The 26,390-nt window shown below is 61.1% G+C and carries 20 protein-coding genes and 1 pseudogene; 7 read left to right on the plus strand and 14 right to left on the minus strand.

From position 1 onward, the window contains the following. Positions 1-50: 50 nt before the first annotated feature. Complete coding sequence (locus tag RG836_RS24995; RefSeq protein ID WP_310850373.1) at positions 51-1,175, minus strand: GNAT family N-acetyltransferase; 1,125 nt, start codon at positions 1,173-1,175, stop codon at positions 51-53. Between the two features lie 285 nt (positions 1,176-1,460). On the opposite strand from RG836_RS24995, the gene RG836_RS25000 reads away from it, so the two are divergent. Continuing rightward, entirely contained in the window at positions 1,461-2,750 is a 1,290-nt protein-coding gene (locus tag RG836_RS25000; protein WP_310850374.1) for a putative porin, read from the plus strand. A gap of 159 nt (positions 2,751-2,909) precedes the next feature. On the opposite strand, the gene RG836_RS25005 is transcribed toward RG836_RS25000, so the two are convergent. From RG836_RS25005 to aceK, 3 genes are all read right to left on the minus strand, one after another. After that, entirely contained in the window at positions 2,910-4,031 is a 1,122-nt protein-coding gene (locus tag RG836_RS25005; protein WP_310850375.1) for a beta-ketoacyl-ACP synthase III, read from the minus strand. A gap of 312 nt (positions 4,032-4,343) precedes the next feature. Further along, a complete protein-coding gene (gene hrpA, locus RG836_RS25010; protein WP_310850376.1) occupies positions 4,344-8,255 on the minus strand; it encodes an ATP-dependent RNA helicase HrpA in 3,912 nt (1,303 codons plus the stop codon). Positions 8,256-8,355: 100 nt separating this feature from the next. After that, positions 8,356-10,077 (minus strand): bifunctional isocitrate dehydrogenase kinase/phosphatase, encoded by a 1,722-nt coding sequence (aceK, locus tag RG836_RS25015; protein ID WP_310850377.1) that lies wholly within the window; start codon positions 10,075-10,077, stop codon positions 8,356-8,358. Between the two features lie 204 nt (positions 10,078-10,281). Between aceK and RG836_RS25020 the strand changes: the two genes are divergently transcribed. Then, a complete protein-coding gene (locus tag RG836_RS25020) occupies positions 10,282-11,193 on the plus strand; it encodes a DMT family transporter (RefSeq protein WP_310850378.1) in 912 nt (303 codons plus the stop codon). A gap of 195 nt (positions 11,194-11,388) precedes the next feature. Here RG836_RS25020 and RG836_RS25025 read toward each other — a convergent pair whose 3' ends face one another. Both RG836_RS25025 and cysK read right to left on the minus strand, forming a co-directional pair. Further along, complete coding sequence (locus tag RG836_RS25025) at positions 11,389-12,327, minus strand: aspartyl/asparaginyl beta-hydroxylase domain-containing protein (RefSeq protein ID WP_310850379.1); 939 nt, start codon at positions 12,325-12,327, stop codon at positions 11,389-11,391. A gap of 197 nt (positions 12,328-12,524) precedes the next feature. Further along, on the minus strand, positions 12,525-13,499 hold the full coding sequence (gene cysK / locus RG836_RS25030) for a cysteine synthase A (protein WP_310850380.1): 975 nt from the start codon (positions 13,497-13,499) through the stop codon (positions 12,525-12,527). A 126-nt stretch (positions 13,500-13,625) separates the two neighbouring features. Between cysK and RG836_RS25035 the strand changes: the two genes are divergently transcribed. Further along, a complete protein-coding gene (locus tag RG836_RS25035; RefSeq protein WP_310850381.1) occupies positions 13,626-14,702 on the plus strand; it encodes a DUF748 domain-containing protein in 1,077 nt (358 codons plus the stop codon). On the opposite strand, the pseudogene RG836_RS25040 reads toward RG836_RS25035, so the two are convergent. After that, positions 14,699-14,989: pseudogene (locus tag RG836_RS25040) on the minus strand (helix-turn-helix domain-containing protein); the annotation flags it as partial. The gene RG836_RS25035 and the pseudogene RG836_RS25040 overlap by 4 nt on opposite strands. Before the next feature lie 221 nt (positions 14,990-15,210). Between RG836_RS25040 and RG836_RS25045 the strand changes: the two are divergent. Together RG836_RS25045 and RG836_RS25050 are read left to right on the plus strand one after the other, a co-directional pair. Further along, complete coding sequence (locus tag RG836_RS25045) at positions 15,211-16,056, plus strand: AAA family ATPase (RefSeq protein ID WP_310850382.1); 846 nt, start codon at positions 15,211-15,213, stop codon at positions 16,054-16,056. Positions 16,057-16,068: 12 nt separating this feature from the next. Further along, complete coding sequence (locus RG836_RS25050; protein ID WP_310850383.1) at positions 16,069-17,247, plus strand: vWA domain-containing protein; 1,179 nt, start codon at positions 16,069-16,071, stop codon at positions 17,245-17,247. Positions 17,248-17,359: 112 nt separating this feature from the next. Here the strand turns inward: RG836_RS25050 and RG836_RS25055 are convergent, their stop codons facing one another. From RG836_RS25055 to RG836_RS25070, 4 genes are all read right to left on the minus strand, one after another. Then, positions 17,360-18,277 carry a 5-oxoprolinase subunit C family protein gene (locus RG836_RS25055; protein ID WP_310850384.1) on the minus strand — a complete coding sequence of 306 codons (918 nt, stop codon included), beginning with the start codon at positions 18,275-18,277 and terminating at the stop codon, positions 17,360-17,362. After that, positions 18,274-18,978 carry a 5-oxoprolinase subunit PxpB gene (gene pxpB / locus RG836_RS25060; protein ID WP_310850385.1) on the minus strand — a complete coding sequence of 235 codons (705 nt, stop codon included), beginning with the start codon at positions 18,976-18,978 and terminating at the stop codon, positions 18,274-18,276. The genes RG836_RS25055 and pxpB overlap by 4 nt, the downstream gene beginning before the upstream one ends. Continuing rightward, positions 18,975-19,727, minus strand: coding sequence for a 5-oxoprolinase subunit PxpA (locus RG836_RS25065; protein ID WP_310850386.1), 753 nt, complete (start codon positions 19,725-19,727; stop codon positions 18,975-18,977). The genes pxpB and RG836_RS25065 overlap by 4 nt, the downstream gene beginning before the upstream one ends. A gap of 78 nt (positions 19,728-19,805) precedes the next feature. Beyond that, positions 19,806-21,092, minus strand: coding sequence for an MFS transporter (locus RG836_RS25070; RefSeq protein WP_310850387.1), 1,287 nt, complete (start codon positions 21,090-21,092; stop codon positions 19,806-19,808). A gap of 147 nt (positions 21,093-21,239) precedes the next feature. Between RG836_RS25070 and RG836_RS25075 the strand changes: the two genes are divergently transcribed. Then, on the plus strand, positions 21,240-22,154 hold the full coding sequence (locus tag RG836_RS25075) for a LysR family transcriptional regulator (RefSeq protein ID WP_310850388.1): 915 nt from the start codon (positions 21,240-21,242) through the stop codon (positions 22,152-22,154). Between the two features lie 209 nt (positions 22,155-22,363). Here the strand turns inward: RG836_RS25075 and RG836_RS25080 are convergent, their stop codons facing one another. The 3 genes from RG836_RS25080 to RG836_RS25090 are packed head-to-tail and all read right to left on the minus strand — an operon-like array spanning position 22,364 to position 24,221. Next, a complete protein-coding gene (locus RG836_RS25080) occupies positions 22,364-22,906 on the minus strand; it encodes a DUF2937 family protein (protein WP_310850389.1) in 543 nt (180 codons plus the stop codon). 11 nt (positions 22,907-22,917) lie between these two features. After that, on the minus strand, positions 22,918-23,694 hold the full coding sequence (locus tag RG836_RS25085) for a class II glutamine amidotransferase (protein ID WP_310850390.1): 777 nt from the start codon (positions 23,692-23,694) through the stop codon (positions 22,918-22,920). A gap of 29 nt (positions 23,695-23,723) precedes the next feature. Further along, positions 23,724-24,221: an MFS transporter gene (locus RG836_RS25090; RefSeq protein ID WP_310850391.1), complete on the minus strand. Its 498-nt coding sequence runs from the start codon at positions 24,219-24,221 to the stop codon at positions 23,724-23,726. 100 nt (positions 24,222-24,321) lie between these two features. On the opposite strand from RG836_RS25090, the gene RG836_RS25095 reads away from it, so the two are divergent. Then, positions 24,322-26,376, plus strand: a complete 2,055-nt coding sequence (locus tag RG836_RS25095; protein WP_310850392.1) for a S9 family peptidase — start codon at positions 24,322-24,324, stop codon at positions 26,374-26,376. The last annotated feature ends 14 nt before the right edge of the window (positions 26,377-26,390 follow it).

Raw genomic sequence — 26,390 nt, forward strand, 5'->3', positions numbered from 1 at the left:
TCGCGGGCAAGCCCGCTCCCACAAGGTTCTGTGTAATTTGATCGAGAGAATCAAACCTGCCGATACGGCAACGCCGTCCGCGCTTCTTCGGCGTAGGCCAGCACCCCGGCGCGTTCTTCTTCGAGGAAGCCCTTCACCGCTTCGCGCAAACCCGGATGGCGCAGGTAGTGCCATGAGTGGGTGATCACCGGTTCAAAGCCGCGAATCAGTTTGTGCTCGCCTTGGGCGCCGGCGTCGAAACGCTGCACGCCGTTGGCAATCGCGTACTCCATGCCCTGATAAAAACAGGTCTCGAAATGCAGGCGATCAAACTCCGCCAGGCATCCCCAGTAACGACCGTAAAAACTCTGATTGCCCACCAGGCTGAAGGCCATGGCCACCGGCCGTGAGCCTTGCTTGGCCAGGACTACGCGGATGGCTTCCGGCATGCGCTCGGCCAGCAGGCTGAAGAACGCGCGCTTGAGGTACGGCGCCTGACGGCGCACGGCGTAGGTGTTGGCGTAGCAGGCGTAGACAAAATCCCACTGCGCCTCGTCCAGTTGCCGCCCTTCCAGCCACTCGAACTCAAAGCCCTGCCCGGCGACTTGCTCGCGTTCCTTGCGCATTTGTTTGCGCTTGCGCGAACTCAGCACATCGAGGAAATCCTGGAAGTCGCGATAGCCGCGATTCTGCCAGTGATACTGGCAGCCAATGCGCTGTAGCCAGCCGGGGTGTGCGGCTAACGCGGCATCGGTAAACGGATCGGTGAAATTGATGTGGGCACTGGACAGTTCCTCAATCTCCAGGTAACCCGGCAAGCTGGCGAGCAGGTCGAACCCGTCTTCAGGCGTGGCCGCCAACAACCGTGGCCCGCTGACCGGACTGAACGGCACGGCGCTGAGCAACTTGGGGTAGTAGTCGATGCCAGCGCGATCACAGGCATCGGCCCAGGCGTGATCGAAGACGTACTCGCCGTAGGAATGCCATTTGCGATAACTCGGCAGCGCTGCGATCAGCCGATCACCCTGGATGTGCAGCAAGTGCTCAGGCTGCCAGCCCGACCGCGGGCCGAGGCTGCCGCTGTCTTCCAGCGCGCTGAGGAAGGCGTGACGCAGAAACGGCTGATCCGCCGGGACCAAGGCATCCCAGGTTAGCGCAGAAATTTCAGACAGACTTTCCAGACGTTGCAACGGCATCGACGTTCTCTCTACTTCGTGGTCCGCAAGCCCGGCGAGTATCGCCCATCAGCGCCAAATTGCACACGAACAATCCCGCGACAGTGCTCTGGCTCAATAGTTCGAAGCGACTTTGTATCGTCATCGACATGCCATCACATTGCCACTTCCCTGTCATAAACCATCGCGATACTGGCGCCTGTTTTTAGAGCGCCTGGTTCTAGCCGGGTCTCAATTTTTTCCGTCCTTCAAAGGGTCGGTGTGTCCTGGATGGCTCAGCCATCCCTTCTCACTTCGGAGATTGATATGCGTCTTGCTTCCACGAAAACTGCGGCAGTCCTGTGTGGCGGTCTGTTGCTGGCCATGAGTGTTCCGGCCAGTGCCGCAGTCGACGCCAAACTGCTCGACATGCTCAAGGCTAACGGTTCGATTTCCGCAGCCCAGTACACCGAACTGCAAGCCGAACTGGCACGTGACCAGAAGGAACAGCAGATTGCCCGTCAGGCGCAACAGGAAACCAACGAGCAAATCGCCGCGACCGCGAAGAAAACCAATGAGCTGAGCAGCTTCGACCAGAAGCTCGCATGGGCCGCCAAGACCCAATTCAAGGGCGACGTGCGCTTCCGTCAAGAGACAGTCAAGAACGACGGCGTGTCGAACACCGGCGACCAGGACCGTCAGCGCATCCGCGTGCGCCTGGGTGCCTACACCGAGATCAACCCGCAGGTGAGCACCGGTATCCGCATCGCCACCGGCAGCGACAACGACTCGCGCTCGACCAACCAGAGCCTGGACAACAACTTCACCAAGAAAGACATCTGGTTGGACCAGGGCTACGTGGATTACCACCCGACAGCCATCAAGGACCTGCACCTGATCGGCGGCAAGATGCCACAACCTTGGGTCAGCACTGGCGACATCATCTGGGATAGCGATATCAGCCCGGAAGGTCTGGCCGCCACCTACCAGCACGCGCTGGGCCCGGTCGAACTGTTCGGCAGCGCCGGCCACTACACCCTCAAGGACAACGTCGACGGCGAAGGCAAGCAGTTCCGTCACGACCTGCGCCTGTACGCCGGCCAGTTGGGTGCACGCTTCGCGATCACCGACAACCTGAAAATGACCCTGGGCGGCAGCGTCTACGGTTACGACAACGACGACGCCACCACCACCCTGGCCATCAACGGCAACAGCGCTGGTGAAGAATTCAAGCTGATCGAAGGCTTCGGTTCCCTCGACATCGGCGGCCTGCCAGTACCGCTGTCGCTGTACGGCCAAGTGGTCAACAACGACCAGGCCAGCAACGACCAGGACATGGGTTGGTTGGCCGGTGTGAAAACCAAGTTCTACGGTTTCGGCGTGGACTACAACTATCGCGACGTGCAGCGTAACGCCGTGGTCGGTGCCTTCACCGACTCCGACTTCGCTAACGGTTTCACCGGTTCGCGCGGCAGCAAGTTGAAAGTCAGCTACGAGCTGGACAAGAACTTCGCCTTGGGCGCGACCTACTTCATGGCGAAGTCCGACTACACCAACGCCGCTGTTCGCGATTCGAAAATCAACACCCTGCAACTGGATGCCGAAGCCAAGTTCTAAGCACTGCGCTTCATCACTCGGGCAAGGACGCCCGGCTGCTCTTACAAACTCGCGTTGCGGTATCGGTCCCCATCATCCGTCCGATACAACACCGCGAGTTTTTTTGTGCAAAAAAAAAAGATCGCCCGACAACGGGCGATCTTCAGTTCAATGCTGAGCTCAGCGCTTACGCAAAATCACGCTACCAATCGAATACCCGGCACCAAACGAGCTGAGCACGGCCAGCGAGCCGGCGGCCAAATCATCCTGATTCTTGTGGAAGGCAATCACCGAGCCGGCGGAACTGGTGTTGGCGTAGGTGTCGAGAATCACCGGTGCTTCTTCTTCAGTGGCTTCGCGGCCCAGCAGTTTGCGCACGATCAGATGGTTCATGCTGAGGTTGGCCTGGTGCAGCCAGAAGCGTTTGACGTCGCCGACGTTGAGCTGGTTTTCATCCAGGTGCGTGGCGATCAGTTCGGCAACCATCGGGCAGACATCCTTGAACACCTTGCGGCCTTCCTGCACGAACAACTTGTCTTTGGTGCCGATGCCCTCTTCCGCCGCGCGGTTGAGGAAACCGAAGTTGTTGCGGATGTTGTTGGAGAACTTGGTCAGCAGTTTGGTGCTGACCACATCGAACTGGTAGTCGGAAGTGGCCAGGTCGGCCCGCTCGACGATCACGGCAGTGGCGGCGTCGCCAAAGATGAAGTGGCTGTCGCGGTCGCGGAAGTTCAGGTGGCCGGTGCAGACTTCCGGGTTTACCATCAGGATCGCCCGGGCCTGGCCCAGTTGAATGCTGTTGGCGGCGGCCTGGATGCCGAAAGTGGCCGAGGAACAGGCAACGTTCATGTCAAAACCGAAACCGGCGATGCCCAGGGCTTCCTGGACTTCAATGGCGATGGCCGGGTAGGCGCGTTGCAGGTTGGAGCAAGCGACGATCACACCGTCAATGTCGGCGGCGGTCTTGCCGGCGCGCTGCAAGGCTTGTTCGGCGGCGCCGATGGCCATTTGGCAAAGCACCGACCATTCATCGTTGGAGCGCTCCGGCAGGCGCGGCGCCATGCGTTGCGGGTCGAGGATGCCGTCCTTGTCCATGACGAAGCGGCTCTTGATGCCCGAGGCTTTTTCGATAAACGCCGCGCTCGACTCGGTCAGCGCCTGGACTTCGCCACGCTTGATGGCATCGGCGTTGTCGGCATTGAACTGGGCGACGTAGGCGTTGAAAGACTGCACCAGCTCTTCGTTGGAGATGCTGTTGGCCGGGGTGTACAGGCCGGTGCCGCTGATGACGACGTTATGCATGGTCGTTTCTCTAATCTGTTCAGGCAGAAAGCATTGGCACCGACGTACCAATGCACAAAGGGTCCTGTTCCGTCAGGGGGAAGCAAAACCGGGCATCGCTTTATTCCGCTTTGCGGGCGAGCCGAAGGCTCAAGACCGCGAAACCGGCGTTTATGGTCGCGAAGTTTGCCATAAACGCGGGGGTTTGGCGTCTTTTGCGCGAACAAGCGGATCTCGGATGTGGGAGCGAGCCCGCTCGCGAAGGGGCCACCTAATCAACATCCGTGTTAACTGTTACTCCGCTTTCGCGAGCAGGCTCGCTCCCACAGGGGCTTATGGCTCTACCTGCGTCCACTGTTTGTTCAGGCGTTTATCCGAGATGGGCACTTTGGTCCCCAATTGCTGGGCGAACAGCGACACGCGGTATTCCTCCAGCCACCAGCGGTACAACTCCAGTTGCGGATCGCGTTTGCCTTCCTGGGCGTGTTTCGCGGCACGGGTCTGGTATTGGGTCCACAAGCCAGACAACTCGCCGCTCCAGACCCGGTCACGCTGCACTTGCGCGCCGATTTTCTCGAAGCGCTGCTCTACCGCTTTCAGGTAGCGCGGCAGTTCCTTGAGCCACTGCATCGGCGTTTCCCGCACGAATCCGGGGTAGACCAAATGGCTGAGCTGCTGCTTGATGTCGTTGAGGGCCACGGCTTGCGCCAAGTCGATCTTGCCCTTGAAGCGTTTTTGCAGGCCATGCCAGAGCTTAAGAATCTCCAGGGTCAACTTCGCCAGTCGCTCGGCGTGCTCGGTCCAGCCACCGCGCTTGCGCTCGGCCAGGGACGCCAACCCGGCGCCATCCCGGGGCAGCGGGTCTTCGCCGTCGAGGATGCAGCTGTCGAGGCTGGCCAGCAGAATATCTTCCACCAGGCTGTCGATGCGCCCGAGTTCGCGGTACATCAGGCCCAACTCGGTCAGGCCCGGCAGTTTGCCACGCAGGAACTTCGCCGGCTCGGCCAATTGCTGCATCAGCAGACGCTGCAAGGCGCGGCGATGCTGAAACTCTGCTTCGGCCGGGGTCGAGAATCGCCCTTCCTTGACCGTGCCCGCTTCCTCCACCAGCGCCGGATAGACCGTCATCGACAACCCGGCGATCTTCTGCTGGGTTTTCTCGGCCACCGCGGCGAAGACTTTCGCCTCCACCGGTTGCTGGCTTTTCGCGGTTTGCGGCACCGCCAATGCGGCCTGGCTGGCTTCGGCGAAACGTGCGGTCAGCTCCGCCAGGTCTCGGCCTTCGCCAAGGAATTTGCCCTGGCCATCGACGATTTCCAGGTTCATCCGCAGATGACTTTCCACTTGCTGCGCGGCCTCGCTCCAGGCCTCGTCGCTGACCCGTGCGCCGGTCATACGCAGCAATTCGCGACCCAGGGCGTGAGGCAATGAGCCTTCGGCGAAGGTCATGCGTTGCAACGCAGCTTTGACAAAGTCCGGCACCGGCACGAAGTTCTTGCGCAAGGCTTTTGGCAAGTTGCGCACCAGGGCAATGCACTTGGCCTCGATCACCCCGGGTACCAGCCACTCCAGGCGCTCGGGTGGCAGCATCGGCAACAGCGGCGCCGGCACCCGCAGGGTTACGCCGTCGCGCGGGTGATTGGGCTCGAAGTGGTAACTCAGGGCCAGTTCCAGATCGCCGATGTGCAGCGTGTCGGGGTAATGCGCGGCGGTGACTTCGCTGGCCTCGCGGGCCAGCACGTCTTCTTCGCGCATGATCAGCAATTGCGGATCTTTCTGGCTGTTGACCCGGTACCAACTGTCGAAGGTCGCGGTCTGGTGAATCTCCGCCGGCAAGCGCGCGTCGTAGAAGGCGAACAGGGTTTCTTCGTCGGCCAGAATGTCGCGCCGTCGAGCCTTGGCTTCCAGTTCGTCAAGCTGTTCCAGCAATTGCTGGTTGGCGCTCAGGCAGCGGGCCTTGGATTGAATTTCGCCGCGCACCAGGCCTTCGCGGATGAACAACTCGCGCGACACCACCGGGTCGATCGGCCCGTAATGCACCGGCCGGCGCCCGACCACGATCAGCCCGAACAGGGTGATCTGCTCGAACGCCACCACTTGGCCGCGCTTCTTTTCCCAATGCGGTTCGAAGTGGTTTTTCTTGATCAGGTGCCCGGCCAGCGGCTCGATCCAGTCGGCGTCGATCTTGGCGACCATGCGCGCGTAGAGCTTGGTGGTTTCCACCAGTTCGGCGGTCATCAGCCATTGCGGGCGCTTCTTGCCGATGCCCGACGACGGGTGAATCCAGAACCGCCGCTGCCGCGCGCCGAGGTAGTCGCCGTCCTCGGTTTTCTGGCCGATCTGGCTGAGCAACCCGACCAGCACTGCTTTGTGCAGTTTCGGGTAGTCCGCCGGCTCTTTGTTCAGGCTCAACTGCATGTCGCGGCAGATCAGGCTGAGTTGGCGATGCGAGTCGCGCCACTCGCGCAGCCGCAAATAGTTGAGGAAATTCTTGCGGCACCAATTGCGCAGCGGGCTGGCGGTCAACGCTTGGCGCTGTTCTTCAAAACCGCGCCACAGATTGACCAGCCCGGCGAAGTCCGAGTCCACGTCCTTCCACTGCGCATGGGCCTGGTCCGCCGCTTGCTGGCGTTCCGGCGGCCGCTCGCGCGGGTCCTGGATCGACATGGCGCTGGCGACGATCAGCACTTCCTGCAAACTGCCGAGTTTCGCCGCTTCCAGCAGCATGCGGCCCATGCGCGGGTCGACCGGCAGGCGCGCCAATTGTCGGCCGAGCGGGGTCAACTGGCTGTTGCGGTCGACGGCCGAGAGCTCTTGCAGCAAGTTGAAACCGTCGCTGATGGCCTTGCCGTCCGGCGGCTCGATAAACGGGAAATCGGTGATTTCACCGAGGCGCAGGTGGAGCATCTGCAAGATCACCGCGGCGAGGTTGGTCCGCAGGATTTCCGGGTCGGTGAACTCCGGCCGGCCGATGAAATCCTCTTCGCTGTAGAGACGGATGCAAATCCCCGGTTCGACCCGCCCGCAGCGACCCTTGCGCTGGTTGGCACTGGCCTGGGAAATCGCTTCGATCGGCAACCGCTGGACTTTGGCGCGGTAGCTATACCGGCTGATGCGCGCGGTGCCGCTGTCGATCACGTAGCGGATGCCGGGGACGGTCAGCGAGGTTTCCGCGACGTTGGTCGCCAGCACCACGCGACGCCCAGGGTGCGACTGGAAAATCCGCTGCTGCTCGGCCGGCGACAGGCGCGCGTACAACGGCAAAATTTCAGTGTGCTTGAGCTGGGCCTTGCGCAGCATGTCGGCGGCGTCGCGAATCTCCCGCTCGCCGGGCAGGAACACCAGCACATCGCCCGGGCTGCGCCGCTCGCTACGCTCATAGGCGGCGATTTCGTCGAGGGTGGCGAGGATCGCCTGGTCGACAGTCAGGTCGTCCTCGACGCGGTTGCCCTCTTCGTCCTGCTCCAGGGTCAGCGGTCGATACCAAGTGTCGACCGGGAAGGTACGGCCCGACACTTCGACAATCGGCGCATCGTCGAAATGCTTGGAAAAGCGCTCCAGGTCGATGGTCGCCGAAGTGATGATGACTTTCAGGTCCGGGCGACGTGGCAGCAGGGTTTTCAGGTAGCCGAGCAGGAAGTCGATGTTAAGGCTGCGTTCGTGGGCTTCGTCGACGATGATCGTGTCGTAGCGTTCGAGGTAGCGGTCATTCTGGGTTTCCGCCAGCAGGATGCCGTCGGTCATCAGTTTGATCAGGGTATTGGAATCGCTCTGGTCTTCGAACCGTACCTGGTAGCCGACCAGCGCGCCGAGCGGCGTGGCCAGTTCTTCGGCCACACGGCTGGCGACGCTGCGCGCAGCGATCCGGCGCGGCTGGGTGTGGCCGATCAAACCGTGCTGGCCGCGACCGATTTCCAGGCAGATTTTCGGCAACTGGGTGGTTTTGCCGGAGCCGGTTTCGCCAGCGATGATCAGCACCTGGTGCTTGAGCAACTCTTGTTTGATTTCGTCGCGTTTGGCGGCAATCGGCAAACTGTCGTCGTAACGAATCACCGGCAGGCTCGCGCGCCGCGCCAGCACTTGGTCGCAGGACGCCTGCATGCGCGTCACCCACTGCGCCAGCTTGGCCTCGTCGGGTTTCTTGCGCAGCTCGAGCAACTGCCGCCGCAGCCGGTGACGGTCGGCAAGCATGGCGTGGTCGAGGTTGTTCAGCAGTTTGTCGATGGAAGGCGTTTGGTCGGTCATAGAAGCAGCGGCAAGCTGTAAGCCAAAAGCGGCAAGGGTAACAGAGAAGGGGCGGCAAGCTGTAAACCACGCTTCCAACTGGCCGCTTGTGGCTTGGCGCTTACAGCTGCTCCTGGCCCTTGCGCCGATAAGGGAACACATCAATCACCTTGCCGGCGCGAATGGCCTCCTGCAGGCTTTTCCAGTAGTCGGCGTTGTACAGCTCGCCGTGCAAGCGGTCGAACAGTTTGCGTTGCCCGGCATCGGCGAACAGGAATGGCGGAAACTCTTCGGGAAACACGTCCAGCGGGCCGATCGAGTACCACGGCTCGGAGGCCATTTCGTCTTCCGGCGTACGCGGTTCGGGAATGTGGCGGAAATTAGCTTCAGTGAGGAAGCAAATCTCGTCGTAATCGTAGAACACCACCCGGCCGTGGCGAGTAACGCCGAAGTTCTTCAGCAGCATGTCGCCGGGGAAGATGTTCGCCGCCGCCAGTTGTTTGATCGCCAGCCCATAATCCTGCAGCGCTTCTTGGACCTGCGCTTCGTTGGCGTTTTCCAGGTAAAGGTTCAGCGGGGTCATCCGGCGCTCGGTCCAGCAGTGGCGGATCAGTACCGTTTCGCCTTCGACCGACACCGTGGATGGCGCCACATCGAGCAACTCTTCAAGGCACGCCGGCTCGAACTTGCTCAGCGGGAAACGGAAGTCGGCGAATTCCTGGGTATCGGCCATGCGCCCGACCCGGTCGACGCTTTTCACCAGTCGATACTTCTCGATCACCGTGGCGCGATCAACGTTTTTCGATGGCGAAAAGCGGTCCTTGATGATTTTGAACACCGTATTGAAGCCCGGCAGGGTGAACACGCTCATCACCATGCCACGGACACCGGGGGCCATGATGAACTGGTCATCAGTGTTGGCCAGGTGGTTGATCAACGCCCGATAGAACTCGGACTTGCCGTGTTTATAGAAGCCGATCGAGGTGTACAGCTCAGCGATGTGCTTGCCCGGCAGAATGCGCCGCAGAAAGCCGATGAACTCCGCCGGGACCGGCACATCGACCATGAAATACGAGCGGGTGAAGGAAAAAATGATCGACACGTCGGCTTCGTCGGTGATCAACGCATCGATCTGAATGCCCCGGCCCTCGCGGTGCAGCAGTGGGATTACCAGTGGCCACTGCTCGTCCCGGGTATAAATACGCCCGACCAGGTAAGCGCCCTTGTTGCGGTAGAGCACCGAGGAGAACAGCTCCACCGCCAGCTCCGAGTCCTTGCACACCCAGTCCGGCAGGTTCTCGCGCAACTGCGCTTCGAGGCGTTGCAGATCGCCGGCCAAGTCGGCGTAATCCTGGCTGAAGCGATAATCGGCAAAAATGCTCGCCAGCATCCCGGACAACTGACCGTTGGGCTTGTAGGTCCGGGTTTGCGCGGCGCGGGCCCGGCGCAGGCTGGGCCGGGTGGTATGGATAAACATGCAGCCATCGCTGATCAGGTCATGGCTGAACAGCCCGCAGAAAATCGAGTTGTACCAGGTCTCGGAAAGCTCATCGTCAAACCGCAGGTCGATCAGGCTGATGTAGGCGCTTTTGACCAATGGCCAGCAACTGACCTCCATCAAGACCTCTACCTCGAACGCTTCACGCAAGCGGCTGACGGTTTCGCTGACCTTTTCCTCATACAGATTGATCCGCGCGGCCGAGGCGCTCTGGGTCTCTTGCCAGCGCGCGTTCTCGAAACGCGCCCGGGCGCCGTCGGTGATTTGCCGGAAGTGCTCGCGATAATCATCGAAGCCATTGAGGATCATTCGGGCGATGTCGGTGGCCGGCCATTGCTGCGCCATGGTGAGACCTCTGCGGGAATTCGGAAACCTGAGCTTAGCCAGTGAATCGGCTGCAGGCGAAGCGGATTTTTCCGACCCGGCAGTCACCCACGCGGACATCAACGCTGCCGATGTGCTCGCGCGCAATTCGCTACTCGTTTTCCGGTTGCCATCCATCAAGCCCTCGGCAACACTCTCGCCCTTGCCTATGGAAAGGATGTGGCCGTGAGACCTGTTGATGTTGTTCATATGCTGTCATTGGCGGCGATCTGGGGCGCGAGCTTCCTGTTCATGCGGATCATCGCGCCGGTCATCGGCACTATTCCCACGGCGTTTTTCCGGGTCTCGATTGCGTTCGTCGGGTTGCTGGTGATCCTGGGGCTGATGCGCATCAGTTGGGATTTCAAAGGCAAGCTCAAGCCGATCATGGTCCTGGGCCTGATCAACTCGGGTATTCCAGCGACCTTGTACTCGGTGGCGGCACTGGTGTTGCCCGCCGGTTATTCGGCGATCTTCAACGCCACCACGCCGCTGATGGGCGTGCTGATTGGCGGTTTGTTCTTCAGCGAAAAACTCACCCCGGCAAAAGTCGCCGGCGTCTGCCTGGGGCTGTTTGGCGTCGGCATCCTGACCCGCGCCGGCCCGGTGGCGTTCGACCTGCAACTGCTGATGGGCGCCCTCGCATGCCTGATGGCCACCACCTGCTACGGCTTCGCCGGTTTCCTCACCCGGCGCTGGCTCGATCAACAGGGCGGGCTCGACAGCCGCTTGTCGGCCTTGGGCAGCATGCTCGGCGCCACCCTGTTCCTGCTGCCACTGTTCGGCTACAGCGCTGTGACCCACCCGCCCGCGAGTTGGGGCGGCTGGCACGTCTGGCTGTCGTTGCTGGGACTGGGCCTGGTCTGCACCGCATTCGCCTACATTCTGTACTTCCGCTTGCTGACCTCCATCGGCCCGGTCAAGTCCATGACCGTGACCTTCATGATCCCGCCGTTCGGCGTGCTCTGGGGCGCATTACTGCTGGACGAACCGCTATCGATGGCGCACCTCTACGGCGGCGTGCTGATCGCCGCAGCGCTGTGGCTGGTACTGAAACCGACGCTGGTAAAGCCGCTTGAGGTGGGTGCACGGCAGTGATGTGAGCGTGCGATGCCTCGCCCTTGGTGATGGGGATCGACATAGATTGCAATGACTTGGACAAAAGCCCAGTAACGAAAGGCATGGCCTAGCCTCCTAACCTCAGGCGACAACAAGGCCCAATCATGGGGACAAGGAATGCACGGCAAGCACAAAAAAACCGCTCACAAGGAGCGGTTTTTTTTGCGTTGATCGTCAGCCAATCAACCAATACCCCAATGCCGTCAGCACCACCACCGCCAGCACCGGGCGCAAGACGCGATAGGCTTTGGGGTGGCGGCGTTTCCATTGTTTGACGCCGCCGCTAAAGGTGTCGCTGAAGTTTTTGCTCCAGGCGTAGGCCTGGTTGATGCCGCCGACACGTTCATCATCGGTGTTTTGCGGTGCGGTGGCACGGCCGAGCAGCCCGCTGACCCAGCGGTTGAGGCGGGTCATGACGCGGCTGCTCAGGGGGCGTTCGACGTCGCAAAACAGGATCACCCGGGTTTGCTCGGTCTCGTTCTTGACCCAATGCACATAGGTTTCGTCGAACATCACGTCTTCGCCATCGCGCCAGGCGTAGACCTGGCCGTCGACGAAAATACGGCAGTCGTCGGAGTTGGGCGTCGACAGGCCCAAGTGATAACGCAGTGAACCGGCGAACGGATCGCGGTGCGGGTTCAAATGGCTGCCGCCGGGCAGCAAGGCGAACATCGCGCCTTTGACATTGGGAATGCGGTTGACCAGCTCGACAGTTTTCGGGCACAGCAACTCGGCCGATGGCAAGGCCTTGTCGTACCACTTGAGGTAGAAACGCTTCCAGCCTTTCTTGAAGAACGAGCCGAAGCCAGCGTCGTTGTTCTTTTCGGCGGCGCGGATATAGCCCTCGTCGAACAGGTGCATGGCTTCGTCGCGGATGACTTGCCAGTTGTCGCGCAGCACATCCAGTTCCGGAAACTTGCTGCGGTCCAGATAAGGCTTGGACGGTACGCTGGAGAACAGGTACATCAACGCGTTGTAAGGGGCGAACAGCGCTGAATGGTTGACGAACTGCCGTAGAACCGGCAATCGGGCCTTGCCACGAAGATGCACATACAGCGTGCTGCCCAGAAACAGCAACAGCACCAACGCCTTGGCGGCAAAGGGAAAGGTCATCAATGACTCCTTGAAAATAGACGACAGTTCGCCACGTCATTTGCCCGACGCGGCAGCCGGGCATGATAAACATTCATGAGCCGGGGAAAAACCCGTACGCCTCAAACTTCAGTGTCGAGGCGTTCATAACAAAGCACTTCTTAACACAGGCTAGCTGAACCAGGGCTGACCTGAATCAGCCTGGCGACACATGAACGTTATTGCTGGGTTTCCTGATCGGTAAACAAATCGCTGAACAGCATGCTCGACAGGTAGCGTTCACCGGAGTCCGGCAGGATCACCACGATAGTCTTGCCCTGCATTTCCGGGGTTTCGGCCAGGCGCACCGCCACTGCCATCGCCGCCCCACAGGAAATGCCGCACAAAATCCCCTCTTCCTGCATCAAGCGCAACGCCATGGCCTTGGACTCGTCGTCGGTCACCAATTCCACGCGGTCGACCATGGAAAGGTCCAGGTTCTTCGGCACGAAACCGGCGCCGATGCCCTGAATTTTGTGCGGGCTCGGCTTGATTTCCTCGCCGGCCAGCGCCTGGGTGATCACCGGCGAGGCAACCGGCTCGACCGCCACCGACAGAATCGGTTTGCCCTGAGTATTCTTGATATACCGCGAAACGCCGGTGATGGTTCCACCTGTTCCCACGCCGGCGATCAGCACGTCGACGGCGCCATCGGTGTCGTTCCAGATCTCCGGACCGGTAGTTTTCTCGTGAATTGCCGGGTTGGCCGGGTTTTCGAATTGCGCCGGCATAAAGTATTTCGACGGGTCGCTGGTGACGATTTCACCGGCCTTCTCGATCGCCCCTTTCATGCCCTTCGCAGGCTCGGTCAGGACCAGTTCAGCCCCCAATGCCTTGAGCACCTTGCGCCGTTCGATACTCATCGACGCCGGCATGGTCAGCATCAACTTATAGCCACGGGCGGCGGCAACGAAGGCCAGGCCAATGCCGGTGTTGCCGGACGTGGGTTCGACGATGGTCATGCCAGGCTTGAGTTTGCCGCTGCTTTCGGCGTCCCAGATCATGTTGGCGCCGATCCGGCATTTGACCGAATAGCCGGGGTTGCGCCCCTCGATCTTCGCCAGGATGGTCACCCCGCGCGGTGCAATCCGGTTGATCTGCACCAGCGGCGTGTTGCCGATGGAATGGGCATTGTCAGCAAAAATACGGCTCATGGCTGGGTCCTTATACAGCGTGGAAATAGCGTCCAAGGGTATGCCTCGTGCCAGCGGTCGTCCAGTCGAGGCGAACGTCTGCCGAGCGGCGCAGTCCATCGCTTAATACTGCCTGAGGCTGTGCCCATGAAACGTCGTTACAGTTGGCCCTTGTGGACCCTCGCTGGCCTGGTTGTACTGGTGGTGGCCCTGCATATTGCCCTGCCTTATATGGTTCGCGACTATCTCAACGAGAAGTTGGCGAACATGGGCGACTACCGGGGGCAAATCGTCGATGTCGACCTGGCCTGGTGGCGCGGCGCCTACAAGATCAATGGGCTGGAGATCGTCAAAGTCGACGGTAAAGTGCCGGTGCCGTTCGTCAAGGCGCCGATGATTGACCTGTCGGTGAGCTGGCATTCGCTGTGGTACGACCATGCGGTGGTGGCTGAGGTACTGTTCGTCAATCCTGAAGTCAACTTCGTCGACGGCGGCGCCAACAAACAAAACTCCCAGACCGGTGAAGGCACGGACTGGCGTGAACAATTGGGCAAGCTGTTGCCAGTCACCCTCAACGAAGTACGTATCGCCGACGGCAAGATCACCTTCCGCAATTTCAACTCCAAACCGCCGGTGAACATGAGCGCCACCGACATCAACGCCAGCGTCTATAACCTGACCAACGTGGTCGACACCGAAGGCCGGCGCGACGCGCGCTTCGACGGCAAGGCTCTGTTACTGGGGCATGCGCCGCTGGAGGCCACAGCGACTTTCGACCCGCTGAGCAATTTCGAAGACTTCGAATTCCGCCTGCGTGCCCGCGATATCGAACTCAAGCGCATGAACGATTTTGCTTCGGCTTACGGCAAATTCGATTTCAACGCCGGCCATGGCGACGTGGTGATCGAAGCCCAGGCGAAAAAAGCCCAATTGACCGGTTACATCAAGCCGCTGCTCAAGGACGTCGACGTGTTCAACTGGCAGCAAGACGTGGAGAACAAAAACAAAGGCCTGTTTCGCTCCGTCTGGGAAGCGCTGGTCGGTGCGAGCGAAACCGTGTTGAAAAACCAGAGCAAAAACCAGTTCGCCACCCGCGTCGAACTCAGCGGCAACGTGCATCAGCAGAACATCAGCGCCTTCCAGGCGTTCCTGCAGATCCTGCGAAACGGCTTCGTCCAGGCCTTCAACGCGCGGTATGAACAGCCCAAGCCGGAAGCGGGTTAGGGTTTACGAGTGGCGGTGTAGCGGCCGGTGTCTTCGGCCGCGTTCAGCGCTGGCGCAGGTTGCAGAGAATCCCAGCCCAGACAAGCCAATGCCAACGATCGAGGCACCGGTTCCCGTCCGCTGCTGTAGCGGCTGATGCTCCGGGCACTGACACCCAGCGCCTCGGCCGCTTGATTGAGCGGCAAGCCTGTACGAGCGCGCCAATCGATGAAAATCCGTGTGTTCTCATCCTTCGCGTTCTGCGCCAAAGCATCAAGGTACAAGGTATCGGCGCCGATCTGGATGTCCTCGGTATCTAGTACACATGCCGCAGAGGCTATCGCCAAAAAGGCGATACCTGAATACTGGCCACGCGCCGAAACTGAGTCAGCATGTGACGCCCCATTCAGAGACTGAATAAGTCGTCTGCGTTCACAGTTGACCGGGCGGCGCGTTATAGTCGGGATAGCCCCAATTTCCCCGCCCCGCCCTGCGTGTCAGGCCGGCGTTACCGTTCGAGGATTAGCAGATGAAGTTCGAAGGCACCCAGGCCTACGTCGCCACCGAAGACCTGAAGCTGGCGGTCAACGCCGCCATCACCCTGGAGCGACCATTGCTGGTCAAGGGTGAGCCGGGCACCGGCAAGACCATGCTCGCCGAGCAACTGGCCGAATCCTTTGGCGCGAAGCTGATTACCTGGCACATCAAATCCACCACCAAGGCGCACCAGGGCCTGTACGAGTACGACGCGGTCAGCCGTCTGCGCGACTCGCAACTGGGCACGGAAAAAGTCCACGACGTTCGCAATTACCTGAAGAAAGGCAAGCTCTGGGAGGCGTTCGAGTCCGAGGAACGGGTGATTCTGCTGATCGACGAAATCGACAAGGCCGACATCGAGTTCCCCAACGACTTGCTGCAAGAACTCGACAAGATGGAGTTCTATGTCTACGAAATCGACGAGACCATCAAGGCCAAGGTTCGCCCGATCATCATCATTACCTCCAACAACGAGAAAGAGCTGCCGGATGCCTTCCTGCGTCGTTGCTTCTTCCATTACATCGCCTTCCCGGACCGCACCACGCTGCAGAAAATCGTCGATGTGCACTACCCGGACATCAAGAAAGACCTGGTCAGCGAAGCCCTCGACGTGTTCTTTGACGTGCGCAAAGTGCCGGGCCTGAAAAAGAAGCCGTCGACCTCGGAACTGGTGGACTGGCTGAAACTGCTGATGGCCGACAACATCGGCGAGGCGGTGCTGCGCGAGCGCGATCCGACCAAAGCCATCCCGCCGCTGGCCGGCGCGCTGGTCAAGAACGAACAGGACGTGCAACTGCTGGAGCGCCTGGCGTTCATGAGCCGTCGCGGCACGCGCTAAGAGGCTGATGCCATGCTGCTGAATCTGTTCAACGAAATGCGCGCGGCCAAGGTCCCGGTTTCGGTGCGCGAACTGCTGGACCTGATCAACGCCCTTAAACAACGGGTGACCTTCGCTGACATGGACGAGTTTTACTACTTGTCCCGGGCGATCCTGGTCAAGGACGAGCGACATTTCGATAAATTCGACCGCGCCTTCAGCGCCTACTTCAATGGCCTGGAAAAACTCGACGATCACTTGCAGGCGTTGATTCCCGAAGACTGGCTGCGCAAGGAATTCGAGCGCTCGCTGACCGATGAAGAGCGCGCGGCCATTCAATCTCTCGGCGGCCTCGATAAGTTGATCGAGGAGTTCAAGAAACGCCTGGAAGAACAGAAAGAGCGCCACGCCGGCGGCAACAAGTGGATCGGCACCGGTGGCACCAGCCCGTTCGGTTCCGGGGGCTTCAACCCGGAAGGCATTCGCGTGGGCGACGCCGGCAAGCGTCAGGGCAAAGCGGCGAAAGTCTGGGACCAGCGCGAGTACAAGAACCTCGACGACTCGGTGGAACTGGGCACGCGCAACATCAAGGTCGCGCTGCGCCGCTTGCGCAAATTCGCCCGCCAGGGCGCGGCGGAAGAACTCGACATCGACGGCACCATCGACCACACCGCCAAGGATGCCGGGCTGCTGAACATCCAGATGCGCCCCGAGCGCCGCAACACCGTCAAGCTGTTGCTGCTGTTCGACATCGGCGGCTCGATGGACGCCCATGTAAAAATCTGCGAAGAACTGTTCTCCGCCTGCAAGACCGAGTTCAAGCACCTGGAGTACTTCTACTTCCACAACTTCATTTATGAATCAGTGTGGAAGAACAATATGCGCCGTACCTCCGAGCGCTTCTCCACCCAGGACCTGTTGCACAAGTACGGCGCCGACTACAAAGTGATCTTCATCGGCGACGCCGCCATGGCGCCCTACGAAATCACCCAGGCCGGCGGCAGCGTCGAACACTGGAACGAAGAGGCCGGCTACGTCTGGATGCAACGTTTCATGGAGAAGTACAAAAAAATCATCTGGATCAACCCCTACCCGAAAGACACGTGGGGCTACACCTCCTCGACCAATATCGTGCGCGACCTGATCGACGACCAGATGTACCCCCTGACGTTACGGGGGTTGGAGGAAGGGATGCGGTTTTTGTCCAAGTAAGCCACCACCCCTGTGGCGAGGGAGCTTGCTCCCGCTGGACTGCGCAGCAGGCCCTGCTTTCTAAAAGAGAGGCCGCTTCGCAGCCTAGCGGGAGCAAGCTCCCTCGCCACAGTCAAAAGCGCCGCAAATACTCGACCTGCTCCCGATGCGCCACCTCCTGCACCACCGGTCGCAACCGCACCGCCGCCCCTGGCAAACACTGTGCCAGTCGCGCCAGCGATAACGGCGTCAATGCCCCCAACCTTGGATAACCGCCGATCGTCTGCCGGTCATTGAGCAGCACGATCGGCTGGCCGTCCGGCGGCACTTGCACGGCGCCGAGGGGAATGCCCTCGGAGATCATCGGCTGGCCCTGGTATTCCAGCGCCGCGCCGAGCAGGCGGATGCCCATGCGGTCGCCGCGGCTGTCGAGGGTCCAGGGCGTGTTGAAGGCGTCGAACAGACTCAGGCCGGTGAACTGTCCGTGCTGGGCGCCGAGTACCAGATCCAGCGGTGCGTCAGTGTTGAAGTTCGGCACGTGCTCGTCGGGCAGTGTTCGTACCAGCAAGGGCGGTTCGCCGTGGTAGCTCAGGGTCGCGCCTTTGGCCAGCGGCCGACCGAGGCCATCCGGGCCACCGAGCGCTTCGCGGACCACGGTGGCGCTGCTACCCAAGACCTTGGGCGCATCGAACCCACCGGGCGCGGCCAGATAGGCGCGGGCTCCGGAGAGCGGCTGAGTGAACTGCAAGCGCTGGCCTTTGCGCAGTTTGAAACTGCGCCATGGCAGCAAAGCCTGGCCGTCGAGCTGTGCGCCAAGATCAGCGCCGGCCAGCGCCAGCAGGCAATCTTCTTCGGCCACCACACAGAAGCCGCCGAGGGTAATTTCGATGACCGGCGCGTTCAGTTGATTGCCCAGCAACCAATTAGCCCAAGACAACGAACGCCAATCCAGCCCGCCGCCCTGGGTCACGCCCAGGTGCCGCACGCCAAAACGGCCGGCGTCCTGCAACAGGCACAGCGGGGTGCTGGCTTCGATCGATAAATGGCTCATGCCAACGCCTCCAGCGGTGTGTCGTCGCCGCCCAGGCGGATGAATTCAGCATGCTCGACGGCGGCGAAACGCACGGTGTCGCCCGGCTGCATCAGGCTGTAGCCATCGCGCTCGCGGTCAAACAACCTGGCCGGAGTGCGGCCGATCAGGTTCCAGCCACCGGGGGACACCACCGGGTAGGCCGCGGTTTGCCGCTCGGCAATGCCGACGCTCCCGGCCGCGACCTTTTTGCGCGGCGTGTTCAATCGCGGCGCTGCCAGCGCTTCGTCCACCAGGCCCATAAAGGCAAACCCGGGGGCGAAACCCAAGGCGAACACTTGGTACTCATGCTCGCTGTGCCGGCGAATCACCTCGCTGACCTGGAGGCCTGCGCGCTGTGCCAACAGGGTCAATTCCGGGCCGACGCTCAGGTCATACCAGACCGGCAGCACATGGCACTGGCCGCTGGCGCGGGCGTTGGGCGACAGATCGATCAACGCTTCGGTAATCAATTCGCGAGCCTGCGCCGGGTCCAGCGCGAGCACATCGTAATGCACCATCAATGTGGTGTAGGACGGCACCAGGTCGATCAACTGCGCGCCGAACGCTGCTCGCAGGTTGTCGCTGGCCGCGAGCATCCACGGCATGTTGGCCTCGGCGATTTCATCGAACAGCCGCACCATCAGACAATCCACCGCCACCACTTCCACCCGTGGCTTCATGGCGCGAACTGCTGATTCAGCGCCTCACGGATGCGCCGCACGGCCGCCACCGAACTGGCGTTGTCGCCGTGCACGCACAAGGTGTGGGCCTGCAACTGCAGGGCACTGCCGTCGCTGGCGACCAGGGCGTCACCACGGGCGATGGTCATGGCTTGCTGAAGTATGTCTTCAGGATCGTGATGCACGGCGCCCGGCAACTGGCGCGAGACCAGTTTGCCGGCGCTGTCGTAGGCACGGTCGGCGAACGCCTCGAACCACAGGGTCACGCCGTATTCATCGCCCAGGGCTTGCGCCGCACTGTTGTCACGGGTCGCCAGCAACATCAACGGCAATTGCGGATTGTAGTCGGCGACGGCCTGGATCACCGTGCGCAATTGCGCCGGGTTGGCCATCATGTCGTTGTACATCGCGCCGTGGGGTTTGACGTAACTGACCTGGCCATCCTGAGCTCGACAAATGCCGTCCAGCGCGCCGATCTGGTAATGCAGCAGGTCGCGCAGCTCTTCGGCGGTGTAGGCCATGGAGCGGCGACCGAACCCCGCCAGATCCTGATAAGCCGGGTGTGCGCCGATCAGCACGCCGTTTCTCAGGGCCAGGCCAACGGTTTTGCGCATGATGCTCGGGTCGCCGGCATGGAAGCCGCAGGCGACGTTGGCGCAATCGATGTAAGGCATGACGTCGGCGTCCAGACCCATGGTCCAGTTGCCAAAGCTTTCGCCGATGTCGCAGTTCAATAACAGGCGGCTCACGGTGCGTGCTCCTGTGGGAATTTTATCGTTCTACTGTGGGACGGTTGCCCCACAGGCTATCAGTTCTTAAGCGTTGAGCTATTGCGCATCCAATTGCTTGCCGCGGGTCTCCGGCAAACTCAGCGCGGCGACGATCACCACACCATAGGACACCGCCGCAAACGCGCCGATGCCGACACTCAGTGGCACATGCTGGCTGAGCAGCCCGATCAACAGCGGAAACAGCGCCGCCAGGGCCCGGCCAATGTTGTAGCAGAAACCCTGGCCAGAGCCACGAATCCGCGTCGGAAACAACTCGGTCAGAAACGCCCCCATGCCGCTGAAAATCCCTGAGGCGAAGAAACCCAGCGGGAAGCCCAACCACAGCATCACGCCATTGCTCACCGGCAATTGGGTGTACAGCAGGACGATGGTGAACGAGCCGACGGCAAACAGGATGAAGTTCTTTTTTCGCCCGAGGATGTCAGTCAAGTACGCACTGATGACGTAACCGACGTAGGAACCGATGATCACCATGGCCAGATAACCGCCGGTGCCCAGCACGCTTAGACCTCGTTCGTTCTTGAGGAAGGTCGGCAGCCACGAGGTGATCGCGTAGTAACCGCCGAGGGCGCCAGTGGTCAGGATCGAGGCGCGAATCGTGGTGAACAGGATGCCGGGGGCGAAAATCTCGTAGAACCGGGCCGGGTTGCTCGGCTCCTGGAGGGCCTTGGCCTGGCGGTAGATTTCCGGGTCCTTGACCAGGCGCCGGACGAAGATCACGAAGATCGCCGGGACGATGCCGAGGATAAACAGCGCACGCCAGGCGTCTTCCGGCGGCAACACGGAGAACAGCAGCGCATACAGAATCGCCGTCAGCCCCCAGCCCAAGGCCCAGCCGGATTGCACCATGCCCACCGCTTTGCCACGGTCTTTGGCGCGAATCACTTCCCCCATCAGCACCGCGCCAGCGGTCCATTCGCCGCCGAAGCCGAAGCCCATCAAGGTGCGGCTGATGAGCAGTTGTTCGTAGTTCTGGGCGAAACCGCAGAGGAAGGTAAAGAAGGCAAACCACAGCACCGTCAATTGCAAGGTGCGCACGCGGCCGATGCGGTCGGAAAGAATCCCGGCGACCCAACCGCCAATGGCCGAGGCAATCAGGGTGCTGGTGTGGATCAGCCCCGCTTCGCCGGTGGTGATGCCCCACATTGCGATCAGGGTCGGCACGACGAAGCTGAGCATCTGCGTGTCCATGCCGTCCAGGCCGTAGCCGATCTTGCAACTCCAGAACGTGCGGCGTTCCTGCTGATTGATGTTGCGGTACCAGTCGAACGGGCCTGGCCGGGTCGTGGCCTTGGGGATGTCGAGGGTGTCGGGGGCACTCATGGCGAATCTCCGCGCAGCTTTTATTGGTATTGTTCTGAGCCGCCACGACGCCTATCGTGGTGGCCGGATGCGTCGATTTTTGGCGCTCGCGGCGCGCGGCGTCCAACTAATAAAAACCCGCCTTAGGCATAAGAAAACCTTATCCCCATGAACCTGAAGTTTCTCGAGACCTTCGTCTGGGTCGCCCGGCTCAAGAGTTTTCGCCTGACCGCAGACAAGCTGTTCACCACCCAGGCGTCGATTTCCAGCCGCATCGCCGTGCTTGAAAGCGAGCTGGGGGTGAAGCTGTTCCTGCGTGATTCACGCGGTGTGAGCCTGACGCCGGAAGGCTTGAAAGTGCTTGAGTACGCCGAGCAAATGATCGATACCATGCAGGCGCTCAAGCAGTCGATCGAAACCCGTTCGAGCAAGGTCGGGCGCATCCGCATCGGGGTCATGGACACGGTGATCCACACCTGGCTCAGCCCCTTGGTAGCGCGGATGACCGAGGACTACCCGCGGGTGGAGATCGAACTGGTGGCCGATACCTCGCTCAACCTCTGCGATCAACTGCAAAAAGGCTTTCTCGATCTGATCCTGCAAACCGACCTGCTGCGCCAGGAAAGCGTGCGCAGCCTGGAGCTTGCCAGCCATCCCATGGGCTGGATCGTCGCCAGCCACTCGATCTACAACCGCGAATACGCCAGCGTCGCCGACCTGGCACAAGAGCGGATCATCACTTACTCGAAGAATTCCCACCCACACCAGGACGTGCTCGCGCTGATGCAGGCCAATGGCGTGCTGACGCCACGGCTGAACTGCGTGAATTCGGTGTCGGCGATCACCCGATTGTTGCGCGACGGCTTCGGCATCGGCGCCCTGCCCCCGGTGCTGGTGGCCGAGGAACTGGCGCGCGGCGAATTGACCTTACTGGCCCTCGAACAACGCCCGCCGAACTTACAGGTGGTGGTGTCATGGCGGGTGGGCGTGGAATGGGTCGAGGAAGTGGTGGCGTTGTGTCGGCAGGTGTTGGCGGGGTATGCGCGGGAGGTGGGTGAGGGTTACATCGTGTTGGCGGACTGACACGCCTCTTGTGGCGAGGGAGCTTGCTCCCGCTCGGCTGCGCAGCAGTCGTAAACCCTGAGCACGCGGTCTGACTGGCATACCGAGGTGACTGGTTTTTGGGGCTGCTGCGCAGCCCAGCGGGAGCAAGCTCCCTCGCCACAAAGTGCGATTCACGAGCGGGAGCAAGCTCCCTCGCCACAACAGCAGTCCGTTGCGTATTGCTGCAGTCAGAGCCCCCGCACATCCCGATCCTCAATCGGCCGGCTCTGGCGCAGGCGTTTGCCGCCGAGTACCACCCAGTCGATCAGGCGGAACAGGCATTCGATGCCGAACGACAGCAGCAATGCGCCACTCATGCCCCAGATCATGGCTTCCGGAGTCAGCAAAATTTGGTAGCTGTAGCCATTCCAGGTTTCCTTGCGAATGTCCGGGTCGGCGGCCAGCACCACTTGCAGGAAGCGGATGTACCACGGGCCTTGCATCGCCTGGTATTGCTTGTCGAGCGCGACCTGGCGGTTGAGCAAGGCACCGAGACTGTCGGCATCGCTGCGGAACACCGGGTCGTCGCTGGCGCGGTAATGCGCGACCAGCGCCTGCAAGTCGCCTTTGAAAAACTGCTCGGCGGTGCCTTGGAAACCGCGCAGGCTGGTCTGCGCTTCAATCAAATGCGCTTCGACGCGCTTACTGTAATCACTGATAAATCCAGGCACCTGGACACCGACCAACAGACCAATCGCGAACAACACCAGCCGTACATAACTGAGCAACATACAAGACGTCCTTATTCGGTCTGGCCGTGGCTGACGCATTCGCCGCGTCGCCACAGGCTCCATTGGCCCGGTTCGTAGCGGGTCCAGGTTTCGTTTTCGGTCAGAGGTTCGGTGGCGATCACAGTCACCACGTCGTCGGGCGTGGTTTCGGCCTGGAAGTCGACGATCACATCGACATCCTTCAACCGCGCCGGGCCGAATGGGGCACGTCGAGTGATTTGCGCCAGTTTGGTCGAGCAATAGCAGAACAGCCAGTCGCCATCGCTGAGTAAGCAGTTGAACACGCCTTTGCTGCGGTATTCGGCGCAGGCCGCCACCAAGTCCGGCAACAACGCTTCAACCTCGACCGGTTCGGGGAACGCCTGGCGCACACGGTTGAGCAAATCGCAGAACGCCGCTTCGCTGTCGGTATCGCCTACCGGCCGGTAGAACGTGCTGGCTGGGTGAAAGTCCGCCAATTGGCCGTTATGGGCGAAGCACCAGTTGCGGCCCCAGAGTTCACGCACGAAAGGATGGGTGTTGGACAGGCAGACCTTGCCGACGTTGGCTTGGCGAATGTGGCCGATCACCACTTCGCTCTTGATCGGATAGCGCTGCACCAGGTTGGCGACTTCCGACTCGGAACTCGCCGCCGGGTCCTGGAACAGGCGCAGGCCACGGCCTTCGTAGAAGGCGATGCCCCATCCGTCGCGGTGCGGACCGGTACGGCCACCGCGCTGCATCAGCCCGGTGAAGCTGAACACAATGTCAGTCGGTACATTGGCGCTCATGCCCAATAACTCACACATGCGGACTCTCGCTCAATGGCAGGGGCAGCTTACAACCGCGGTTCGATGCGCGACCGCTGCGGGTTGCTCGGCACCGGGGGCCGGCCATAACGATCATCGCCAGCAACACCGAACGGTTGATCGTCATCCGGTTCCGAGGCACGTACCGCGGCTTTCGCTGCTTCGGCCTGCTCACGGCGAGCCTTGGAGGCGCGCTCGATCGGGAAGCGGATCAGCACCAGAATCAGATACAGACCGAAAGCAATCATGCCGTACATCAACAGATCGGAAATCGCCCGCCAGGCGTTGTTACCCACCTTCAACGCCAAGTCGAGCACGGTAATGGCGATGGCCGGGGCGATCTTTTCCTTCACCGGGTCGACGATGGTCGGGGTAAACAGCAGCACCGCCATCAGCAACCGCAGCGGTTCGCGCAGCCAGCGCCACATCCAGCGGGTCATGCGCATCCACACCAACAGGCAGCCTAAAGCGGCAAAGCCGTAAAGGCCCCAGGCGATCAGATAGTCGTTCTCGGTCATGGTGTCCATGGCAAGGCAGGCAAAGAGGCGCTTATAGTAACGACTTTTCGCACATCAGGCTGCCTCGGCGTCTGAACTGCCCTATTCGAACAATGATCGAGAGCCCCCAATGCCGACCACCGCGCTCACCAGCGATGCACCGATTGCCCACAAGGCCGAGGGCCATGACCCTTATGCCTGGCTGCAAGAACGCGACACCGCGCCGGTCCTCGATTACCTGAACGCGGAAAACAGCTACCAGCAAGCGCAGCTGGCCGATCAGGAAGGCCTGCGCGAAAGCCTGTTCGAAGAGATCAAGGGGCGAATCCTGGAAACCGATCTGTCGCTGCCCTCGCCCTGGGGCCCGTATCTGTATTACACCCGCACCACCGCTGGCGACGAATACCCGCGGCATTACCGCTGCCCGCGCCCGGCGGACGATAGCCTGACGATCGACGACAGGCAGGAACAGTTGTTGCTGGACCCGAACGCCCTGGCCAACGGCGGGTTCTTTTCCCTCGGCGCGTTCAGCATCAGCCCGGACCACCAACGCCTGGCCTACAGCGTCGACTCCAGTGGCGATGAGATTTACACCCTGTTCGTGAAGGAACTGTCCAACGGCAAGGTCAGCGAACTGGCCTTTGAAGACTGCGATGGCAGCATGACCTGGGCCAACGACAGCCTGACGCTGTTTTTCGGCGAACTGGACGACACCCACCGCCCGCACAAACTCTATCGCTATCGCCTCGATGGCACGGCGGCCGAAGAAGTGTTCCATGAGCCGGACGGGCGCTTCTTCATGCACTGCTATCGGTCCAGTTCCGAGCTGCAGTTGTTGCTGACATTGGGCAGCAAGACCACCAGCGAAGTCTGGGCCCTGGACGCCGCGCAGCCGCACTTGCCATTCACCTGCCTGGCGCCGCGGGTCGAAGACCATGAGTACGACGTCGACCACGGCAAACTCGACGGCGAGTGGGCCTGGCTGATCCGCACCAACCGCGACGGCATCAACTTTGCCCTGTACTTCGCCGCCGACACCGGCGCGGTGCCGACGCCATCCGAATGGCTGAGCCTGATCCCGCACAACCCCAGCGTGATGCTCGACGGCGTGACGCTCAACACCGATGCCCTGACCTTGAGCCTGCGCGAAGGCGGATTGCCGATCATCGAAGTCCGTCCGAACGGCCTGCCGGCCTATCGCGTGCAACTGCCCGACGCCGCCTACAGCCTATACGTGCAGAACAGCCTGGAGTTCGTCAGCGACCGCATTCGCCTGCGTTATGAGGCCTTGAACCGCCCGGCCCAGGTGCGGCAACTGATCCTCGCCAGTGGCGAACAGACCGTGCTCAAGGAAACGCCGGTACTCGGTGTGTTCGACGCCGATGCCTATGTCAGCCAGCGCTTGTGGGCCACGGCGCCGGACGGTGTGCAAGTGCCGATCAGCCTGGTGGTGAAAAAGGAAGCGCTGGGGCAGCCGGTTCCGTTGTACTTGTACGGTTACGGCGCCTATGGCTCCAGCCTGGATCCGTGGTTCTCCCACGCGCGCCTGAGCCTGCTCGATCGCGGCGTCGCCTTCGCCATTGCCCATGTGCGCGGCGGCGGTGAGCTGGGGGAAGCCTGGTACCGCGCCGGCAAACAGGAACACAAGCACAACACCTTCAGCGACTTTATTGCCTGCGCCGAACACCTGATCGCCGAAGGCTTCACTACTTCGCCGCAACTGGTGATCAGCGGCGGCAGCGCCGGCGGCTTGTTGATCGGCGCCGTGCTCAATCAACGTCCGGAGTTGTTCGGCGCGGCGATTGCCGAAGTGCCGTTCGTCGACACCCTCAACACCATGCTCGACCCGGAGCTGCCGCTGACCGTTACCGAATACGACGAATGGGGCAATCCTGACGAGCCGGACGTTTACGAGCGGATCAAGGCCTACGCCCCCTACGAAAATGTGCGTGCCCAGGCGTATCCGCCGACGCTGGTGATCGCCGGCTACAACGACAGCCGCGTGCAATATTGGGAAGCCGCCAAGTGGGTGGCTAAACTTCGCGCCAGCAAAACCGATAACAATCTGCTGCTGCTCAAGACCGAACTCGGCGCAGGCCATGGCGGCATGAGCGGCCGTTATCAGGGATTGCGTGACGTAGCCCTCGAATATGGATTTGTTTTCAAGGTTTTGCGGATTGCCTGAGGAACTCCGTTCGG

Origin of the sequence: Pseudomonas rhizozeae (assembly GCF_031583775.1) — a bacterium.
Classification (GTDB): domain Bacteria; phylum Pseudomonadota; class Gammaproteobacteria; order Pseudomonadales; family Pseudomonadaceae; genus Aquipseudomonas.

What these genes read in the sequence shown, in the direction of transcription:
- RG836_RS25050 (WP_310850383.1), top strand. Translation starts at nt 16,069, where the DNA reads ATGCTGCTGAATCTGTTCAACGAAATGCGCGCGGCCAAGGTCCCGGTT.
- pxpB (WP_310850385.1), bottom strand. Translation starts at nt 18,978, where the DNA reads ATGAAGCCACGGGTGGAAGTGGTGGCGGTGGATTGTCTGATGGTGCGG.
- RG836_RS25000 (WP_310850374.1), top strand. Translation starts at nt 1,461, where the DNA reads ATGCGTCTTGCTTCCACGAAAACTGCGGCAGTCCTGTGTGGCGGTCTG.
- RG836_RS25005 (WP_310850375.1), bottom strand. Translation starts at nt 4,031, where the DNA reads ATGCATAACGTCGTCATCAGCGGCACCGGCCTGTACACCCCGGCCAAC.
- RG836_RS25070 (WP_310850387.1), bottom strand. Translation starts at nt 21,092, where the DNA reads ATGAGTGCCCCCGACACCCTCGACATCCCCAAGGCCACGACCCGGCCA.
- RG836_RS25080 (WP_310850389.1), bottom strand. Translation starts at nt 22,906, where the DNA reads ATGTTGCTCAGTTATGTACGGCTGGTGTTGTTCGCGATTGGTCTGTTG.
- RG836_RS25095 (WP_310850392.1), top strand. Translation starts at nt 24,322, where the DNA reads ATGCCGACCACCGCGCTCACCAGCGATGCACCGATTGCCCACAAGGCC.
- hrpA (WP_310850376.1), bottom strand. Translation starts at nt 8,255, where the DNA reads ATGACCGACCAAACGCCTTCCATCGACAAACTGCTGAACAACCTCGAC.
- RG836_RS25085 (WP_310850390.1), bottom strand. Translation starts at nt 23,694, where the DNA reads ATGTGTGAGTTATTGGGCATGAGCGCCAATGTACCGACTGACATTGTG.
- RG836_RS25075 (WP_310850388.1), top strand. Translation starts at nt 21,240, where the DNA reads ATGAACCTGAAGTTTCTCGAGACCTTCGTCTGGGTCGCCCGGCTCAAG.
- RG836_RS25055 (WP_310850384.1), bottom strand. Translation starts at nt 18,277, where the DNA reads ATGAGCCATTTATCGATCGAAGCCAGCACCCCGCTGTGCCTGTTGCAG.
- RG836_RS25035 (WP_310850381.1), top strand. Translation starts at nt 13,626, where the DNA reads ATGAAACGTCGTTACAGTTGGCCCTTGTGGACCCTCGCTGGCCTGGTT.
- RG836_RS24995 (WP_310850373.1), bottom strand. Translation starts at nt 1,175, where the DNA reads ATGCCGTTGCAACGTCTGGAAAGTCTGTCTGAAATTTCTGCGCTAACC.
- RG836_RS25045 (WP_310850382.1), top strand. Translation starts at nt 15,211, where the DNA reads ATGAAGTTCGAAGGCACCCAGGCCTACGTCGCCACCGAAGACCTGAAG.
- cysK (WP_310850380.1), bottom strand. Translation starts at nt 13,499, where the DNA reads ATGAGCCGTATTTTTGCTGACAATGCCCATTCCATCGGCAACACGCCG.
- RG836_RS25090 (WP_310850391.1), bottom strand. Translation starts at nt 24,221, where the DNA reads ATGGACACCATGACCGAGAACGACTATCTGATCGCCTGGGGCCTTTAC.
- aceK (WP_310850377.1), bottom strand. Translation starts at nt 10,077, where the DNA reads ATGGCGCAGCAATGGCCGGCCACCGACATCGCCCGAATGATCCTCAAT.
- RG836_RS25025 (WP_310850379.1), bottom strand. Translation starts at nt 12,327, where the DNA reads ATGACCTTTCCCTTTGCCGCCAAGGCGTTGGTGCTGTTGCTGTTTCTG.